General features: G+C 73.2%; 17 protein-coding genes and 1 pseudogene. 10 read left to right on the top strand and 8 right to left on the bottom strand.

Going from position 1 to position 17017, the window contains the following annotated elements; genetic code table 11:
• Nucleotides 1–103 precede the first annotated feature (103 nt).
• Nucleotides 104–1900, top strand: coding sequence for an ABC transporter ATP-binding protein (locus ABZS42_RS16080; RefSeq protein ID WP_355145840.1), 1797 nt, complete (start codon nt 104–106; stop codon nt 1898–1900).
• A gap of 37 nt (nt 1901–1937) precedes the next feature.
• Here the strand turns inward: ABZS42_RS16080 and rpsD are convergent, their stop codons facing one another.
• Entirely contained in the window at nt 1938–2549 is a 612-nt protein-coding gene (gene rpsD, locus ABZS42_RS16085; protein ID WP_355145842.1) for a 30S ribosomal protein S4, read from the bottom strand.
• A 69-nt stretch (nt 2550–2618) separates the two neighbouring features.
• On the opposite strand from rpsD, the gene ABZS42_RS16090 reads away from it, so the two are divergent.
• Nucleotides 2619–3362, top strand: a complete 744-nt coding sequence (locus ABZS42_RS16090; RefSeq protein WP_355145844.1) for a DUF2470 domain-containing protein — start codon at nt 2619–2621, stop codon at nt 3360–3362.
• Between the two features lie 75 nt (nt 3363–3437).
• On the opposite strand, the gene ABZS42_RS16095 is transcribed toward ABZS42_RS16090, so the two are convergent.
• The 4 genes from ABZS42_RS16095 to ABZS42_RS16110 form a co-directional block, all read right to left on the bottom strand.
• Nucleotides 3438–4412 (bottom strand): LacI family DNA-binding transcriptional regulator, encoded by a 975-nt coding sequence (locus ABZS42_RS16095; protein WP_355145891.1) that lies wholly within the window; start codon nt 4410–4412, stop codon nt 3438–3440.
• A 262-nt stretch (nt 4413–4674) separates the two neighbouring features.
• Nucleotides 4675–5274, bottom strand: coding sequence for a TetR family transcriptional regulator (locus tag ABZS42_RS16100; RefSeq protein ID WP_355145846.1), 600 nt, complete (start codon nt 5272–5274; stop codon nt 4675–4677).
• Nucleotides 5275–5354: 80 nt separating this feature from the next.
• Nucleotides 5355–6110 carry an ABC transporter permease gene (locus ABZS42_RS16105; RefSeq protein WP_355145848.1) on the bottom strand — a complete coding sequence of 252 codons (756 nt, stop codon included), beginning with the start codon at nt 6108–6110 and terminating at the stop codon, nt 5355–5357.
• The gene (locus ABZS42_RS16110) at nt 6107–6868 is read right to left on the bottom strand and encodes an ABC transporter ATP-binding protein (RefSeq protein WP_355145850.1); all 762 of its coding nucleotides are present in this window, start codon (nt 6866–6868) and stop codon (nt 6107–6109) included. Before ABZS42_RS16110 ends, ABZS42_RS16105 begins: the two co-directional genes overlap by 4 nt.
• A 292-nt stretch (nt 6869–7160) precedes the next feature.
• On the opposite strand from ABZS42_RS16110, the pseudogene ABZS42_RS16115 reads away from it, so the two are divergent.
• From ABZS42_RS16115 to ABZS42_RS16130, 4 genes and pseudogenes are all read left to right on the top strand, one after another.
• Nucleotides 7161–7757: pseudogene (locus ABZS42_RS16115) on the top strand (phosphoribosyl-AMP cyclohydrolase); the annotation flags it as partial.
• Between the two features lie 180 nt (nt 7758–7937).
• The gene (gene hisI, locus ABZS42_RS16120) at nt 7938–8369 is read left to right on the top strand and encodes a phosphoribosyl-AMP cyclohydrolase (protein WP_355145893.1); all 432 of its coding nucleotides are present in this window, start codon (nt 7938–7940) and stop codon (nt 8367–8369) included.
• Between the two features lie 43 nt (nt 8370–8412).
• The gene (locus tag ABZS42_RS16125; protein WP_355145852.1) at nt 8413–9966 is read left to right on the top strand and encodes an anthranilate synthase component I; all 1554 of its coding nucleotides are present in this window, start codon (nt 8413–8415) and stop codon (nt 9964–9966) included.
• 115 nt (nt 9967–10081) lie between these two features.
• Nucleotides 10082–10663 (top strand): Trp biosynthesis-associated membrane protein, encoded by a 582-nt coding sequence (locus ABZS42_RS16130; protein WP_355145854.1) that lies wholly within the window; start codon nt 10082–10084, stop codon nt 10661–10663.
• Here ABZS42_RS16130 and ABZS42_RS16135 read toward each other — a convergent pair.
• On the bottom strand, nt 10656–10922 hold the full coding sequence (locus tag ABZS42_RS16135; protein WP_355145895.1) for a hypothetical protein: 267 nt from the start codon (nt 10920–10922) through the stop codon (nt 10656–10658). The two genes, ABZS42_RS16130 and ABZS42_RS16135, sit on opposite strands and share 8 nt — an antisense overlap.
• A 474-nt stretch (nt 10923–11396) precedes the next feature.
• On the opposite strand from ABZS42_RS16135, the gene trpC reads away from it, so the two are divergent.
• The 3 genes from trpC to trpA are packed head-to-tail and all read left to right on the top strand — an operon-like array spanning nt 11397 to nt 14276.
• Nucleotides 11397–12200 carry an indole-3-glycerol phosphate synthase TrpC gene (gene trpC, locus ABZS42_RS16140; protein WP_355145897.1) on the top strand — a complete coding sequence of 268 codons (804 nt, stop codon included), beginning with the start codon at nt 11397–11399 and terminating at the stop codon, nt 12198–12200.
• 37 nt (nt 12201–12237) lie between these two features.
• Nucleotides 12238–13473: a tryptophan synthase subunit beta gene (gene trpB, locus ABZS42_RS16145; protein ID WP_355145856.1), complete on the top strand. Its 1236-nt coding sequence runs from the start codon at nt 12238–12240 to the stop codon at nt 13471–13473.
• Nucleotides 13473–14276, top strand: coding sequence for a tryptophan synthase subunit alpha (gene trpA, locus ABZS42_RS16150; RefSeq protein WP_355145858.1), 804 nt, complete (start codon nt 13473–13475; stop codon nt 14274–14276). Before trpB ends, trpA begins: the two co-directional genes overlap by 1 nt.
• Nucleotides 14277–14375: 99 nt before the next feature.
• Here the strand turns inward: trpA and ABZS42_RS16155 are convergent, their stop codons facing one another.
• Complete coding sequence (locus ABZS42_RS16155) at nt 14376–15719, bottom strand: NAD(P)/FAD-dependent oxidoreductase (RefSeq protein WP_355145860.1); 1344 nt, start codon at nt 15717–15719, stop codon at nt 14376–14378.
• Between the two features lie 109 nt (nt 15720–15828).
• Here ABZS42_RS16155 and ABZS42_RS16160 point away from each other — a divergent pair, with 109 nt between their 5' ends.
• Nucleotides 15829–16311 (top strand): Rrf2 family transcriptional regulator, encoded by a 483-nt coding sequence (locus ABZS42_RS16160; protein ID WP_355145862.1) that lies wholly within the window; start codon nt 15829–15831, stop codon nt 16309–16311.
• A gap of 142 nt (nt 16312–16453) precedes the next feature.
• Here ABZS42_RS16160 and ABZS42_RS16165 read toward each other — a convergent pair whose 3' ends face one another.
• Nucleotides 16454–16954: an NUDIX domain-containing protein gene (locus ABZS42_RS16165; protein ID WP_355145864.1), complete on the bottom strand. Its 501-nt coding sequence runs from the start codon at nt 16952–16954 to the stop codon at nt 16454–16456.
• Nucleotides 16955–17017: the final 63 nt, after the last annotated feature.

Raw genomic sequence — 17017 nt, forward strand, 5'->3', positions numbered from 1 at the left:
GCAGCGCAGCGGAGCCCCGCAGTCGCGAACGAAAGGCGGATCCGGTGAGCGCGAGGAGTGCAGCGCAGCGGAGCCCCGCAGTCGCGAACGAAAGGCGGATTTGGTGAGCGCGAGCAGCACTGGGCAGCGGGAGGCGGAGGCGCCCGAGCCGATCGAGACGACCTGGCAGACCCTGCGGCGCGGCCTGGCGCTCTCCCCGGAGCTGCGTACCGGGCTGCTCGGCACGCTCGCCCTCGCCCTGGTCTACATGGTCGGCCGCGTCGCCGTGCCGGTCGCCGTGCAGCAGGGCATCGACAACGGGATCGTCGGCGGGCTCGACCTGGACGTGGTCTGGACGGTGGTGGCCGTCGCCGCCGCCATCCTGGTGGTGACCACGCTCTGCGGCTACCTGATGATGCGCCGGCTGTTCACGGTCAGTGAGACCGCGCTGGCGAACGTCCGGATCCGGGCGTTCCGGCACGTGCACGATCTGTCGATGCTGCACCAGCAGTCCGAGCGACGCGGCTCGCTGGTCTCCCGGGTCACCAGCGACGTCGACCAGATCACCCAGTTCCTCCAGTGGGGCGGGGTGATCCTGCTGGTCAACCTTGGTCAGCTGGTGGTGACCACGATCGTGATGCTGGTGTACTCCTGGCAGCTGACGTTGATGGTCTTCGCCGCCTTCCTGCCCGCGATCTTCGTGATCCGGTCGTTGCAGCGCCGGCTCGGCAGCGCGTACGGCATCGTCCGGCAGCGCACCGGGGCGTTGCTGGGCGCGATCGGGGAGAGTGTGGTCGGCGCGCCGGTGATCCGTGCGTACGGCATCGCGGGACGTACCGCGCGTCGTCTCGACGAGGCGATCGACGGCCAGCGGCAGGCGCAGCAGCGGGCCATCCGGATCAGCATCATGGGCAGCTCGGCAGGGGAGTTGGCCGCCGGGCTGGCGCTGGCCGGCGTGGTGGCGCTCGGGGTGGTCCTCGGCGTCGGGGGCACGCTCAGCATCGGCCAGTTGACCGCGTTCCTGTTCCTGGTCACCCTCTTCATCCAGCCGGTGCAGATTGCCACCGAGGTGCTCAACGAGGCGCAGAACGCCATCGCCGGCTGGCGGCGGGTGTTGAACGTCCTCGATGTTTCGCCGGACGTGGCCGACCCCGGTGAGCAGGGGCGGGAACTGCCGTCCGGTCCGCTGGACATTCGCTTCGCCGAGGTGGGCTTCGCGTACCCGGGCGGCGCGCGGGTGTTGCACGACATCGACGTGGAGATCCCGGCGAAGAGCCGGGTGGCGGTGGTCGGTGAGACCGGCAGCGGCAAGACGACGTTCGCCAAGCTGCTCACCCGGCTGATGGACCCTACCGACGGCGCGGTGCTGCTCTCCGGTGTGCCGCTGAACGAGGTGCGGTTCGCCTCGCTGCGGGCCCGGGTGGTGATGGTGCCGCAGGACGGGTTCCTCTTCGACGCGACGGTGGGGGAGAACGTCCGGTTCGCCCGTCCGGAGCTCTCCGACGAGCAGCTCGCGGCGGCCTTCACCGAACTGGGTCTGGGCGACTGGCTGGACGGGCTGCCCGCCGGGCTGGACACGCCGGTCGGCGAGCGCGGCGAGGCGCTGAGTGTGGGGGAGCGGCAGCTGGTGGCGCTGGCCCGCGCCTACGTGGCCGATCCGGACCTGCTGGTGCTCGACGAGGCGACCAGCGCCGTCGACCCGGCCACCGAGGTACGCCTGCAACGCACCCTGGACGCGGTGACCCGGGGTCGGACCACGCTCGCCATCGCGCACCGGCTCTCGACCGCGCAGGCCGCGGACGAGGTGATCGTGGTCGACCGGGGCCGGATCGTGCAGCGTGGCCCGCACGACGAGCTGGTCCGTGACCCCGAGTCGACCTACGGACTGCTCTACGCCTCGTGGTTGGAGCAGACGCGCTGATCCCGGCACGGTTGTCGACCGTGCCGGGGCTGCGGGGTCAGCGGGAGTAGTACTCCACGACGAGTTGCTCGTCGCAGATCACCGGCACCTCGTCGCGGGTCGGCTCGCGCAGCAGGGTCGCCCGGAGGCCGGCCAGGTCCACGTCCAGGTACGGTTGGCCCGGGCCGTCGCCGCGGTTCGCGCCGGTGGTGGCGGCCTGGAACGGCAGCCGTTCGCGGCTGCGCGTGCGGACCCCCACCATCTGGCCGGGGCGCAGGCGGTAGGAGGGGCGGTCGACCTTCTGCCCGTCGACGGTGATGTGGCCGTGGGCGACCAGTTGACGTGCCTGGTAGATGGTGCGGGCCAGGCCGGCGCGGTGGACCACCGCGTCGAGGCGGCGCTCCAGGAGCGCGACCAGGCGTTCGCCGGTCTTGCCCGTGCCCCGGGCGGCCTCGTCGAAGGTGCGGCGCAGCTGGGTCTCGCTGACGTTGTACTGGTGGCGCAGGCGCTGCTTCTCCAGCAGCCGTACCTGGTAGTCCGACGTCTTGCGGCGCTGCCGCCCGTGTACGCCGGGTGGGTAGGGGCGGCGTTCGACGTAGCGGACGCACTTGGCGGTGAGGGGGATGCCGAGGGCGCGGGAGAGCCGGGCCTTGGGCCGGGCTTGGTTCACGTGGACGTCTCCGATCAGGTGCTCTATGGTGCTAATAAGGTAAGGCTAACCTACGTAGGAGGTCGCGCCATGGGACCCAGCCCCGCGGAGATCGTCCGCACCCTCGTCGCGGGCCGGCTCCCCGGCCTAGTCCACCTGGCGCACCGGCCCGAGCCGCACCACGTGCGGCACGTGACGGACCCGGAGGGACGCGTGCTGCTGTTGGTGCCGGTGGTCAGCGACCTCGCCGCGGCGCTGCGGCCGGTCGACGGCGACCAGGACGTGGCGATCGTCCTCGACGTGCTCGACCTGCCGCCCGCCGCGGGCGCACCCTCGCTCGGTCGGGCCTGGGTCTCCGGCTGGGCGGTCGAACTGGACGGCGAGCAGGCCCGCGCGGCGGCGCAGGACTTCGCCGGCGTGGAGCCGACCGGTGACCTGCTCGACCTCGGCCGACGGTTCCGGCTGTTCCGCTTCGAGGTGGCCGAGGTCCGCTGGGAACGCGACGACGCCGTCCGGCGTATCGACCCGGAGGTGTACGCCGAGGCCGAGCCCGACCCGCTGCACCCGGTCGAGGCCGAGTTGCTGGCCGACCTGACCGACCATCACGGCGCCGAGATGACCGCGTACCTGCGCCGGCGGTTCGGGCTGACCGCGGACGACCCGGCCGACGCGCCGCGCGTGGTGCGGATCGACCGGTACGGCCTCGTCGTGCTCCTCGGCGGGCCGGGGGCCCGGCGGCGGGTGCGGCTGGCCTTCCCGGCTCCGGTGGCCGACCACGCCGAGCTGGTCCGGTTGCTGCACCCGATGATCTGCCCGCGCGCCGCCGCCGGCTGAGCGCCGACCGGCGCCGGAGCCACAGCCGCCGAGGGGAACCGTCGCCGTCCGCCGGTGCGCAGACCCGCCGCGGGCTCAGTGCCGGGGCAGGCCGCGGTTGACGAGTTCGGTGGGGATCAGCAGGTCGCGGGGTGCGGTGCGGTCGCCCTTGATCCGGCGGAACAGCAACTCGGCAGCCGTCCGCGCGAGCGTGCGGGTGTCGTAGGCGACCACGGTGAACGGATAGGGCAGCAGCCGGGACAGGTCGAAGTCGTCGAACCCGAGCAGCGCGGCGTCGCTGCCCCGGCGGTGGAGTTCCTCGACCGCGCCGAGCGAGATGCGGTTGTTGAGGGCGAAGAACGCGGTCGGTGGGTCGGGCTCGTCGAGCAGGTCACCGACGACGCGGGCGGCCGTCTCCGGGTCCCGGATGCCGTAGCGGATCAGGCGGTCGTCGGCCAACCCGGCCGCGGTGAGCGCGTCCTGCGCGCCGGCCAGCCGTTCCCGCATCGTGTAGATGGCGGTCGAGTCGAGCAGGATGCCGACCCGGCGGTGCCCGAGCTCGACCAGTTGCCGGACCCCGGTGTGGGCCCCGCCCCGGTTGTCGATCAGCACCGTGTCGGCCGGCAGCCCGCCGGCCGGCCGGTCGAGGAACACCGCCGGGGTGCCGCGCTCCACCTCGCTGCGCAGGAACGCGTGGTCCTCGCCGGCGGGGACTACGAGCAGGCCGTCCACCTGGCGGGCGCAGAGGTCGCGCAGCAACTGCTGCTCCCGGGCCGGGTTCTCCTCCGAGCTGGCGATGAGCAGCATCGTTTCGTGCTCCGAGGCGACCTCGGCCACGGCGCCGGCGATGGTGGCGTAGAACGGGTTGGCGATCTCCTCGATGAGCAGCCCGATCGTCGCCGTGGCCTGGCCGGAGCGGAGCGAGCTGGCCAGATGGTTGCGGCGGAAGCCGAGCTCGGCGACCGCGGCGAGGACCCGCTGCGCCACCTCCGGCTGCACGTAGGGCGCGTTGTTCACGACCCGGGAGACCGTCTTCACGCTCACGCCGGCGAGGGCGGCCACGTCCACCATGGTGGGTCGCTTCGTACGGCCGGGGGCGCTGGTCACCTGCGAGACCTTACCGCCCGTGGACGACGGGTGGATCAAGCCCGAGGCAACACCTCGACATCTTCGATCGCGCACCGCGAGGACCTGGCAGCGTTGTCAGCCCGGGAGGTGTCATGTCCGCGTCCGCCCGGCACCGGCCCTGCGGCGTGTGGCGGCCGGACCGACGGTGGGGCAGCCCCGGGCCGCCGCCGGGTGGACGACCCGTGCCGCGCGGTGGCGGCGGGGCCTACCCGGTGGGCAGCTCGCCGGTCAGGTAGCGCTGGACGGTCGGGCCGACGGTGGCGACCAGGGTCGCCGGGTCGGCGGAGGCGACCGGCTCCAGCCGGATCACGTACCGCATCATGGCCAGCCCGGCCAGCTGGGTGGCGACCAGCGACCCGCGCAGCGGCAGTTCGGCCGGGTCGACGTCGAGCTGCTCCAGCACCCGGCGCAGCACCTGGGTGACCACGAAGTCGCGCAGCAGGCGGGCCGTCCACTCGTTGCTCACCGCCGAGCGCAGCAGCCCCACCCCGGCGGTGCCGGCCGGGGAGTCCCAGACCCCGAGGAAGGTGCGGACCAGGCGCTCGCCGATGCCGGCGCGGTCACCGGCGAGCACCCCCGGAAGCAGCTCGCGGGGGTCGACCGGCGCTTGCATCGCGGCCAGGAAGAGCTGGTCCTTGCTGCCGAAGTAGTGGTGCACCAGCGCCGGGTCCACGCCGGCGGCGGCGGCGATGGCCCGGATGGAGGCCGCGTCGAAGCCCCGCTCGGCGAACGCGGACCGCGCTGCGGAGAGGATCGCCTCCCGGGTGTCCGGGTTGCCGGGCCGCCGGCCGGTCCGTCGCGCCATCGCCGCCATTCACTCCGTTCCTCGCTTGCGCCCCGCCCGCCGGCCCGCCGCGGTTGCGGCCCCGCGGGCGGGACCGTCGGTCAGCCGCTGCGCCGCCGCAGCGTGGCCGCGGCGAGCACCAGCGCGAGCACCGTCGCGCCGATGACCACCGCCAGGTCCCGCCACATCGTGCCGGTCGGATCGGCGTGCGCGCCGACCTCCTGCAACGCCTCGACGGCGTACGACAGTGGCAGTACGTCGCTGACCGCCTGGAGCCAGCCGGCCATCTCGTCGCGGGGCACGAAGAGCCCGCAGAGCAGCAGCTGGGGGGCGACCACGACCGGCATGAACTGTACGGCCTGGAACTCGGTGCGGGCGAAGGCGCTGCAGAACAGGCCGAGCGCGACCGCGAGCACCGCGTTCAGCGCGGCGATCATGATCACGAGTTCGCTGCCGCCCGCGGTGTCCAGGTCGAAGACCCAGTACGCCAGCGCCGAGGCGACGGCCGCCTGCACCGCCCCGGCCAGCCCGAACGCGATGCCGTAGCCGAAGAGCAGGTCGGCCCTGGCCAGCGGCGTGGTGAGCAGGCGTTCCAAGGTGCCGTTCGTGCGCTCGCGCAGCATGGCGATGCTGGTCACCAAAAACATGATGACGAACGGGAAGAAGCCGAGCATGACCAGCGCGATCCGGTCGAAGGTGGACATCCCACCGGGCGGAGCGGGCTGGTCGGCGTACATGTAGTAGACGAGGGTGAGCAGCAACGCCGGCACCACCAGCAGCAGCGCCACCGTACGCCGGTCATGGCGCAGCTGGCGCAGGATGCGGCCGGTGGTGACCGCCAGGATCCGTGGGTTCACGACGCCTCCGTTCCCATGCCGGCCGCGCCCGCCGCCACCCCGGCGCCGGCCTCACTCGCCCTGATCAGGCGCAGGAACGCCTCGTCCAGGTCGGACACACCGGCGGCGGCGCGGATCGCGTCCGGTGTGTCGTCGGCGATCAGGCGTCCCTCTCGGATGAGCAGCAACCGGTCGCACCGGGCCGCCTCGTCCATCACGTGGCTCGACACCAGCAGCGTCACCCCGCTCGCCGCCAGCTCGTGGAAGCGGCTCCACAGGTCGGCGCGGAGCACCGGATCCTGGCCGACGGTCGGCTCGTCGAGGACGATCAGCTCCGGCTCGCCGACCAGGGCGCAGGCGAGCGAGGCCCGGCTGCGCTGCCCGCCGGAGAGCGTGCCGACCAGTTGTCTCGCCGCCGCGCCCAGCCCCACGTCGGTCACTGCCCGGTCGGCGTCGGCCCGGCTGCGTCCGTGCAGCGCGGCGAAGTAGCGGGCGTTCTCCCGCACCGTGAGGTCGGCGTACACGCTCGGCGCCTGGGTCAGGTAGCCGACCCGTCGGCGCAGATCGGTCGCGCCGGCGGGGCGGCCCAGCACCGTCACCGTGCCGCCGTGGACCACCTGCACCCCGACCACGGCGCGCATGAGGGTGGTCTTGCCGCTGCCGCTCGGGCCCAGCAGCCCGGCGACCACGCCGCGCGGCACCGCGCAGCTGATGCCGTGCAGCACGCGCCGCCGCCCCCGGTCGACGACCAGGTCGCGGAGCACCATCGCATCCTCCATCGCCCCTCCCCAAAAACTCACCATGTGTTGAACTCAACGCTAGGTGAATTGTTCGCCCGCGCGCAACAGGGACTTCGGGTGCGGTCGCGCCGCGGCCCTGGAGCCGTGGACTTCCGCCGGCGAGGGAACTCCCCGCGATTGAACCGTTGATTCGGACACCACGTGCGGCATCGGACACCGCCGGTACGGCACGATGGCGGACGTGGATCACGCTCCGTTGCCCTACGCCGGGTTCCTCGACGACTGGGCGGCCCGGCTGCGGGAGTTCGGCGAGCGGCCGGTCGTCGGGATCATGCTGCGCGGCAGCCACGCCCGGCAGGCCGCCACCGAGCACAGCGACGTCGACCTCGACGTGCTGGTCGGTGGCGCGCCGTACGCGGCGCGGCGGGCGTACCTGTCCCGGACTCCTGGCCGGCTCACGCACGTCTCGGTGGCCGCCCGGGACGTCCGCTCCTGGGTGGCCCGGCTCGGGGAACCGGCCGACTGGGCGTTCGGCCTGCCGGTCCTCGCGCCGGCCCGGCTGCTCTGGGCGGACGCCTACTGGCGACGCCGGATCGACCTGCCGGTGCTCTGCCAGCCGGCCGGTGAGCCGCAGCTAGAGGAGCTGATCGCCACGCTCGGCAAGGTCGCCGGGGCCCGGGTCGCCGGGGACCACCTCGGAGTGCGCCTCGCCGCCGCCGACCTGGCCCGGCTCTGCCCGTCGGTGCTCCGGCTGGCCAACCCGTCGGTACGCGTCGCCTCGCGCCGGGCCGCCGTCGAGGCCGCCCTGAACCTCCCGGTCGCCCCGCCCGGTTACCGGGAGGACATGCTGCTCTGCCTCGGCCTGCGCCCGGGTGCTCCCGGGCAGCTCTGGGCCGCGGCCGTCCGGCTGGTCACCGGGTCGCTGCCGCTGATCCGACCGTACGCCGAACGGATCGCCGAGGCCGCCGGGACGGACCTCGCCGAGGCGCTGCTCGACGGCCGGCTGGACCGTTACGTCGCCCAGCTCACCCGGGCGTCCGACGGTCCGCCCCGACCTCGGCGGGAGGCGTCGTTGGTCCCCGCGCCGCGTGCGGGAGAATGGGTAACTGTGCCCGTACCTGACGCGCCCGTGACCGGCGCCCCTGTCCCAGCGAGCGAGCCGCCGGTGCCCGGCCCGTCCCGTCCGTCGCAGCTCGACCCGGCCGTCGCGGCGCGTCTGCGGCGCACCGCCGACGGGCTGGTGGCGGCCGTGGTGCGCGACCACGACAGCGGCGAGGTGCTGATGGTCGCCTGGATGGACGACGAGGCGCTGCACCGTACGCTCACCACCGGGCGCGCCACCTACTGGTCGCGCAGCCGCCAGGAGTACTGGGTCAAGGGGGCCACCTCCGGTCACCACCAGTACGTCCGCTCTGTGGCGATCGACTGCGACGGCGACGCGCTGCTGGTGACCGTGGAACAGGTCGGCGCGGCCTGCCACACCGGGCACCGCACCTGCTTCTTCGACGAGCTGCCGGTCACCGGCGCGGACGCGCCGTGAGCGCGCCGGGGTGCCGGCGCGCGAACGGGAGGCGGCAGCGGTCATGACCGATGGCGCGGTGAGCCCCGACCAGGCGACCTTCACCGAGCTGGCGGCGCGCTGGCGGGTGGTGCCGGTGACCCGGCGGCTGCTGGCCGACGCGGAGACCCCCGTCGGGGTCTACCGCAAGCTGGCCGGTGGCCCGGGCACGTTCCTGCTGGAGTCCGCCGAGCAGGGCGCCGGCTCGGCCGGCATGACCTGGTCGCGGTACTCGTTCATCGGCGTACGCAGCAGCGCCACGCTCGTCGAGCGGGACGGCACGGCCGCCTGGCTCGGCCGGCCCCCGGCCGGGCTGCCCACCGGCGGTGACCCGGTCCACGTGCTGCGGGAGACCGTCGCGGCTCTCGCCGGGCCGGCCTTTGATCCGGCCAGCGGAATGCCGCCGCTCACCGGAGGCATGGTCGGCTATCTCGGCTACGACCTCGTACGCCGCTTCGAGCGGCTGCCCGAGCTGACCGAGGACGACCTGGGCGTGCCGGAGCTGGGCATGATGCTCGCCACCGACCTGGTGGTGCTCGACCACTACGACGGCTCCGCGATCCTGGTCGCCAACGCGCTCCTGCCCCCGCCGGACGAGCCGGCGCGGGACGAGTTGGTCGCCGCGGCGTACCACCACGCGGTGGGTCGGCTCGACGCGATGACCACCGCACTGTCCCGGCCGATCCCGCCGATGATCTCGTCGGTGGACCGGCCGCCCGCGGGCGACGTGGTGAGCCGGACGCCCGACGGTGGCTACCCGAAGGCCGTGGAGGTGGCCAAGGAGGCGATCCGGGCCGGCGAGTGCTTCCAGATCGTGCTGTCGCAGCGCTTCGAGCGGCCCACCCACGCCGATCCGCTGGACGTCTACCGGGTACTGCGCACCACCAACCCGAGCCCGTACATGTACCTGCTGCGGTTCGACGGGTTCGACATCGTCGGCTCCTCCCCGGAGGCGCACCTGAAGGTGACCACCGAGGCCGGCGGCCGGCGGCGTGCGCTGCTGCACCCGATCGCCGGCACCCGTCCGCGCGGCGGAAGCCCGGTCGAGGACGCCCGCCTCGCCGCCGAACTGATCACCGATCCGAAGGAACGGGCCGAGCACGTCATGTTGGTCGACCTGGGCCGCAACGACCTGGGCCGGGTCTGCCGGCCCGGCACTGTCGAGGTGCCGGAGTTCGCCACCATCGAGCGGTACAGCCACGTCATGCACATCGTCTCCACGGTGATCGGCACGCTGCGGGAGGACCGGACGGCGTTCGACGCCCTGGCCGCGACGTTTCCCGCCGGCACCCTCTCCGGTGCCCCGAAGGTGCGCGCCATGGAGATCATCGAGGAGCTGGAACCGGTCCGGCGTGGCGTCTACGGCGGCACGGTCGGCTACTTCGGTTTCGGCGGGGACCTGGACATGGCCATCGCCATCCGGACGGCGCTGATCCGGGCCGGCCGCGCGTACGTGCAGGCCGGTGCGGGCGTCGTCGCCGACTCCGACCCGGCCGCCGAGGACCGGGAGACTCGGAACAAGGCGGCCGCCGTGCTCGCCGCCATCGCCGCCGCGGAGACGCTGAGGCCGGCCCGGTGAGCGCGAGGAGTGCAGCGCAGCGGAGCCCCGCAGTCGCGAACGAAAGGTTAGCGTCCGTGAGCGCGAGGAGTGCAGCGCAGCGGAGCCCCGCAGTCGCGAACGAGAGGTGGGTCCGGTGAGCGTGGAGGTGGAGCGGGACGCCCGAGCCGGCGCCGGTCGACGCGAGTTGACGTACGCCGTGCTGCTCAGCCTGGCCGGCGCGGGCCTGGCGCTCTGGGCGGCGACCCGGAGCTGGTCGGTCGAGCTGACGGTACGGCCGTCGCCGCTGCCGCCGGAGCGGGTGACCCGCACCGGTACCGCGCTGCTGCCGTGGCTACCCGCGTTGGCGGTGGTCGGGCTGGCCGGTGGGGGAGCGGTGCTCGCCACCCGGGGCCGCGTGCGTCAGTTCCTCGGTGGTCTGCTCGCCCTGCTCGGGCTGGCGGTCGCGATCGTTGGCGGCTACGGCCTCGCGGCCGGGTTCGAGGGGGCGGTGAGCCGGCAGTGGCCGGCGCTCTGCCTGGTCGGTGGTCTGCTGGCGGCTGCGGGCGGACTGCTGACGGCGCTGCGTGGACGGGCTTGGCCGGCGATGGGGGCCCGCTACGAGCGGCCGCCGCGTGGCGGCGCCGCACCGTCTGGTCCGGCCGGCCCGGTCACCGGCCGGCGCACCACGGAGGCGTGGGACGCGCTGGACCGGGGCGAGGACCCGACGGTCAACTGATCGGTTGCCGCTCCCGCTGCTGGCGGGCGGCGGCGCCGGTGGCGGCCAGTTCGGCGACGAGACGGTTCAGTTCGGCACGTCGGTCGGCTCGGGCCCGGTCGGCGCAGACCGCCTCCCACGCGTTGCCACGGGCCGTGCGCGTCCGCGCCTCGCCGACGACCGCGCGTTCCAGCGTGTGCACCACGCCGACGGCGAGGGACGCGACGGTCCGCGAGATGGTGGTCAGGCCGATGTTCGGGTTCGGGCCGGTAGTGCTCATGGTCACCCCGTACGAGGATGTTGGCGAGGGCTGGGGCAGCGCGCTATCGAGTCTGCCCGACATCGATGCTCACCGGCTCAGGTTTCGCCGTGGTGTCCGTCGCATCAACGGCCTGTTCGGCGTCGGGACCAGGGCAGAGCCGGTCGCCTTTGAGCTTCCTCACAGAATCGATGAACATGACTCGATTCCCCTGGTCGTTCCGGGGTGTATTCGATGGGTTCACATCGATGTGATTCGGGTGGCCTGGGCGCGGATGTGGCGGGCGATGGATGTGGCGCTGCGTGACATCCCCTTCACGGCAGGTCGGCCATTATGCCCCAGGCCGTTTCGTGAGCAGCGCCATACCCCCGCCGTCCGGTGCCAGGTGGAGCCGCCTAGCATCGGCCCATGACACCCGGAGAGGGGAGTCCGTTGGTGACTGCTGAGCATGCGCACGCGGAGGGGGACGGGGCCGATTCGGCAGCGTCCGTAAGCGTGCTCGACGAGATCCTGGCAGGGGTGCGCGAGGACGTCGCCCGCCGACAGGAGCGGGTTCCGTTGGAGCGGATCCGGGAGTCGGCCGCCGCCGCGCCACCGCCGCTGGACGCGTACGCGGCCCTGCGCCGGCCCGGCGTCGCGGTGATCGCCGAGGTGAAGCGTTCCTCGCCGTCGAAGGGACAGCTCGCGGAGATCGCCGACCCGGCGGACCTGGCCGGCGACTACGCGGCCGGTGGCGCACGGGCGATCAGCGTGCTGACCGAGGGGCGTTGGTTCGGCGGATCGCTGGACGATCTCGCCGCGGTCCGTGCGGCGGTGCAGGTCCCGGTGCTGCGCAAGGACTTCGTGGTCTCCAGCTACCAGGTGCACGAGGCGCGGGCGTACGGCGCCGACATGGTGCTGCTGATCGTCGCCGCGTTGGAGCAGAACGCCCTGGTCGGGCTGCTGGAGCGGATCGAGTCGCTCGGCATGACCGCGCTGGTCGAGGTGCACGACGAGGAGGAGGCCGACCGGGCGATGGAGGCGGGCGCCCAGGTCATCGGGGTCAATGCCCGCAACCTGCGTACCCTTGAGGTTGACCGTTCGGTGTTCGAGCGGATCGCGCCCGGCCTGCCCAGCAGCGTCGTGAAGATCGCCGAGTCCGGCGTGCGTGGCCCGCACGATCTCATCCGGTACGCCTCCGCCGGTGCCGACGCGGTCCTGGTCGGCGAGGGTCTGGTCACCCAGAAGAGCCCTCGGGAGGCGGTCGCCGAACTGGTCAACGCCGGCAACCACCCGGCCACGCCCCGTCCGGTGCGCTGATCCCGCACCGGCCCGCCAGCACCGAGAGGATCTTGCCATGAGCGCCGACACGCTGGCCGGCACCGGCTCCCACCCCGATGCGGCCGGCCACTTCGGCCGTTTCGGCGGTCGATTCGTTCCCGAGGCTCTGGTGGCCGCGCTCGACGAGTTGAGCGAGGCGCACCGCACGGCCATGGCCGACGAGTCGTTCCGGGCCGAGTTCGCCGCCCTGCTGCGCGACTACGCCGGCACCCCGTCGCTGCTCTACCCGGCGGAGCGCCTCTCCGCCAAGCTGGGCGCGCGGGTGCTGCTCAAGCGGGAGGACCTGAACCACACCGGCGCGCACAAGGTCCGCAACGTGCTCGGCCAGGCGCTGCTGACCCACCGGATGGGCAAGACCCGGGTGATCGCGGAGACCGGCGCCGGGCAGCACGGGGTGGCCACCGCGACCGCGGCCGCGCTCTTCGATCTGGAGTGCGTGGTCTACATGGGCGAGGTCGACACCGAGCGGCAGGCGCTGAACGTGGCCCGGATGCGGATGCTCGGGGCCACCGTCATCCCGGTCACCACCGGTTCCCGGACGCTCAAGGACGCCATGAACGAGGCGATGCGGGACTGGGTCGCCAACGTCGACGGCACCCACTACCTGATCGGCACGGCTGCCGGGCCGCACCCGTTCCCGGCCCTTGTGCGCGACTTCGTGCGCGGCATCGGTGACGAGGCCCGCCAGCAGTGCCTCGACCAGACCGGCGGGCTGCCCGACGCGGTGGCCGCCTGCGTCGGTGGCGGCTCCAATGCCCTCGGCATCTTCCACGCCTTCGTCGGGGACCCCGACGTGCGGTTGTACGGCTTCGAGGCCGGCGGCGACGGGTTGGCGACCGGCCGGCACGCGGCCAGCATCACCGGCGGCTCGCTCGGCGTCCTGCACGGCACCCGCACGTACGTGCTCCAGGACGCCGACGGGCAGACGGTCGAGTCACACTCGATCTCCGCCGGCCTGGACTACCCCGGGGTCGGGCCGGAGCACGCGTGGCTGCACGACACCGGCCGGGCCAGCTACCTGCCGGTCACCGACGTCGAGGCGATGGCCGCGTTCGAACTCCTCTGCCGCACCGAGGGGATCATCCCGGCGATCGAGAGCTCCCACGCTCTCGCCGGCGCCGCCGTGATCGCCCCGAAGCTCGCGGCCGAGCTGGGCCGGGAGCCCACCATCGTGGTCAACCTCTCCGGCCGGGGCGACAAGGACGTGCACACTGCCGGCGAGTACTTCGGCATTCTCGGCAAGGAGCAGTGATGAGCCGGATCGGTGTCGCCTTCGAGAAGGCGCAGGCGGAGGGACGGGCACTGCTGGTCGGCTGCATGCCGGCCGGTTTCCCCACCGTCGAGGGCAGCATCGCGGCGATGACCGCGATGGTCGAGGCCGGGGTCGACGTGATCGAGATCGAGATCCCGTACTCCGACCCGGTGATGGACGGCCCGGTCATCCAGAAGGCCAGCGACATCGCGCTGGCCGGCGGCGTGCGCACCGCCGACACGTTGCGCATCATCGAGGCGGTCGCGGCCACCGGCGCGCCGGTGGTCACCATGACCTACTGGAACCCGGTCGAGCGGTACGGGGTCGACGCGTTCGCCCGTGACCTGGACGCCGCCGGCGGCACCGGCCTGATCACTCCGGACCTCATCCCGGAGGAGGCCGACGAGTGGCTGGCCGCCTCGGACGCGTACGGGCTGGACCGGACCTTCCTGGTCGCCCCGTCCTCCACCGACGCGCGGCTGGCGATGACCGTCGAGCACTGCCGGGGTTTCGTCTACGCGACGGCCCTCATGGGGGTCACCGGAGCGCGGGCGCAGATCTCCGACGCGGCTCCGGTCCTGGTCTCCCGGGTCCGGCAGGTCACCGAGATCCCGGTCGGCGTCGGCCTGGGCGTGGGCACCGGGGCGCAGGCCGGCACGGTGGGCGGGTACGCCGACGGCGTGATCGTGGGCAGCGCCCTGATCCGCTGCCTGCTCGACACGCCCGACCTCGACGCCGGGCTGGCCGCGCTGCGTACGCTCAGCGGCGAACTCGCCGAGGGTGTCCGTAACCCCGTTCGCTGAGCCGCCGCGACGCCACGACCCCGCGCGGACCCTGCGCGCCCGCCGGGCGCGCAGGGTCTTCCGGTCCGGTGCGGACGGCGCCCGCCCGACCGGTCCCGGTCATTCCCGGCCCGCGTGGGCGGCCGGATCGCCACCGGAGACGAACGCGTCCCGGGGGCGTTGCACCGAGGCGAGCGACAGGATGTCGCGGCCGAACAGCGCCGCGGTCAGCCAGATCGCGAGGACCCGGGACTTGCGCTCCCAGCTGGGCACGGCCAGCACGTGGTAGCCCCGGTGCATGAGCCACGCCGGCAGGCCGGTGATGACGATGCCCCGGTACTGGAAGATGCCGCGGCCGAGACCGAGGGTCGCGATCGAGCCCAGGCTGTGGTGCAGGTACCTCTTCGGCTTCTTACCGTGCAGGCTGGCCGCGATGTTGCGGGCGAGGAGCTTGCCCTGGCGGTAGGCGTGCTGCGCGTTGGGCACGGTGCGCGCACCCGGTACCGGCGAGGCGAGGTCGGGTACCGCCGCGTCGTCGCCGGCGGCCCAGGCGTCGGGCACGGGTTCGTCGTCCGTGCCGATCCGCAGGTCGGGCCGGACGACGATCAGGCCGCGCCCGTCGATCGGGAGGTCGGTGTGCCGGCTGATGACCGGGTTGGCGCCGTTGCCGGCGGTCCAGACGATGAGGTCGGAGTCGAACTCCTCGCCGGTGGAGAGCACCACGTGCCCGCCGACCGCGGAGGTCACCTGGGTGTTCAGGTGGACGTTCGCGCCTCGCTTCTCCAGCGAGCGCACCACCCAGCGTCCCGGCTTGTCGGTGACCTCGGGGAGGATGCGGCCGGACGCCTCGACGAGGTGGAAGCGGAGTTCCTCGCGATCCAGCTCGGGGTACCGCTTCAGCAACGCGGTCGCCAGGGACAGCAGCTCGCCGAAGCCCTCGACCCCGGAGAAGCCGCCGCCGACGAAGGTGACGGTGAGCAGCCGCTGGCGCTGCGGCCCGGGTGGGAGGGCGGCGGCCTGGTCGAACGCCGTGAGCAGCCGGTCCCGGATAGCGACCGCCTCTTCGACGTGCTTGAGGCCGATCGCCTGCTCGGCGATGCCGGGCACGGGGAACTTCCGGGTGACGGCGCCAGCGGTCACGACGATCAGGTCGTAGCTCCGCTCGAAGCTGTCTCCGATGGCGGGCTGGACGGTGACCACCCGGTGTTCGTGGTCGATCGCGGTCACCGCTCCGGCGATGACGTGGGTGCGGCGCAGGTGCCGTCGCAGCGACACGGCGGCGTGCCGCGCCTCGATCGAGCCGGCCACGACCTCCGGCAGGAACGGCTGGTACGTCATGTACGGGCGGGGGTCGACGAGGGTGATGTCGGCCTCGCCCGGGCGGAGTTTCCGCTCGAGCTTCCAAGCGGTGTAGAAGCCGGCGTAGCCACCGCCGACGACCAGTATCTTCCGCGTGATGTTCACGGGGTGTTCCCCTCCGCCGGACGTACCGCCGGCAAACTCGGATTACTCCTATCCGAATAATACTCTGATAGATATTGTCCGAATCAACCGCCGTCGTTACGCTCAGAGCGTGAGACTGTCCGGCGGAGTCGAATCGGCGCTGCACTGCTGCGTGGCGCTCACCGCGGCGGACGGCCCGGTGCCCGCGGCCCGGCTGGCGGAGCTGCACGGCGTCTCGGCGACGTACCTCGCCAAGCAGCTTCAGGCCCTTTCCCGTGCGGGGCTGATGCATTCCGTGCAGGGCAAGTCCGGCGGGTACGTGTTGACCCGTCCGCCGGCGGAGATCACGGTCCTGGACGTGGTCGAGGCGATCGAGGGAACCCGGTCGACGTTCGTGTGCACGGAGATCCGGCAGCGGGGGCCGCTGGCCGCGTCGCCCGAGGCCTGTGCCGTGCCCTGCGTGATCGCCCGCACGATGAGCGCGGCCGACCGCGCCTGGCGCGCCGCGCTCCGCGAGGTGTCGATCGGCGATCTGTGCAGCGCGGTCGGCGAGGTCCACGACGTCGACACGCTGGCCCGGATCGGCGACTGGCTACGCTCGCCGCTCCCCTGACCCCGTCGCCCCGCACCTGGCCGGGCCAGCGGCCGTGTCGGGTCTTTGATCGACGCGGGTTCCCTGATGCCGGGTTGTCCTGGGCGCGTGGATGCGCCGACTCCACGGAGGTCGGACGTCCGGGCGGAGCGGTGACGGGCGGTCAGGGGTGCGGGGCGGGTTCTGTCGGCGGTCGCTGGGCGCGTTGGTTGGGAGCGCGGAGCGGGACAGTGGTGGCGCGCAGCACCCCGGAGCGGCCGGCGAGCGCGTCGGTGAGCGCCGCGCGGGTGGTCGGTGTGAGTGTCTCCGGCAACGCCGCCGGCTCGTGCCAGGAGATCAGGCAACCTCCCGCCGGCTGGGCCGACGGCCCGGAACCCTGAGCCCGGGCCCGGAACACGTGCACCAGGACGTCCGGCGGCGGCCCGGCTCGCCCGGGCGCCGCCGGGTCGCTCAGCTGGTAGAGGCCGACCAGATCGACCACTTCGATCTCCCAGCCGGTCTCGACGCGGACGTCCCGCAGAGTCGCGGGCAGCGGGCTCTCCGCCCGGTGCAGTCGTCCCCCGGGCAGCGCGTGCGGGCGCTCGCCCCGACCCTGCCGGCAGAGCAGCACCCGGCCGGTGTCGTCGGTGACGACCGCGGCCACCGCCCAGGTGAGCCCGCTCATGGACAAAGAGCCTACGGCGACGCAAACCAGAAGTCATCGCGACGGCCCGACGCTCCGCCCGGG

This window comes from Micromonospora sp. NPDC005367, from assembly GCF_040606825.1.
Classification (GTDB): Bacteria; Actinomycetota; Actinomycetes; order Mycobacteriales; family Micromonosporaceae; genus Micromonospora.

Coding starts and splice junctions, on each gene's coding strand:
- ABZS42_RS16090 (WP_355145844.1), top strand. CDS start 2,619: ATGGGACCCAGCCCCGCGGAGATCGTCCGCACCCTCGTCGCGGGCCGG.
- ABZS42_RS16100 (WP_355145846.1), bottom strand. CDS start 5,274: ATGGCGCGACGGACCGGCCGGCGGCCCGGCAACCCGGACACCCGGGAG.
- ABZS42_RS16135 (WP_355145895.1), bottom strand. CDS start 10,922: ATGAGCACTACCGGCCCGAACCCGAACATCGGCCTGACCACCATCTCG.
- ABZS42_RS16165 (WP_355145864.1), bottom strand. CDS start 16,954: ATGAGCGGGCTCACCTGGGCGGTGGCCGCGGTCGTCACCGACGACACC.
- ABZS42_RS16095 (WP_355145891.1), bottom strand. CDS start 4,412: ATGGTGGACGTGGCCGCCCTCGCCGGCGTGAGCGTGAAGACGGTCTCC.
- trpB (WP_355145856.1), top strand. CDS start 12,238: ATGAGCGCCGACACGCTGGCCGGCACCGGCTCCCACCCCGATGCGGCC.
- ABZS42_RS16125 (WP_355145852.1), top strand. CDS start 8,413: ATGACCGATGGCGCGGTGAGCCCCGACCAGGCGACCTTCACCGAGCTG.
- ABZS42_RS16110 (WP_355145850.1), bottom strand. CDS start 6,868: ATGGAGGATGCGATGGTGCTCCGCGACCTGGTCGTCGACCGGGGGCGG.
- trpA (WP_355145858.1), top strand. CDS start 13,473: ATGAGCCGGATCGGTGTCGCCTTCGAGAAGGCGCAGGCGGAGGGACGG.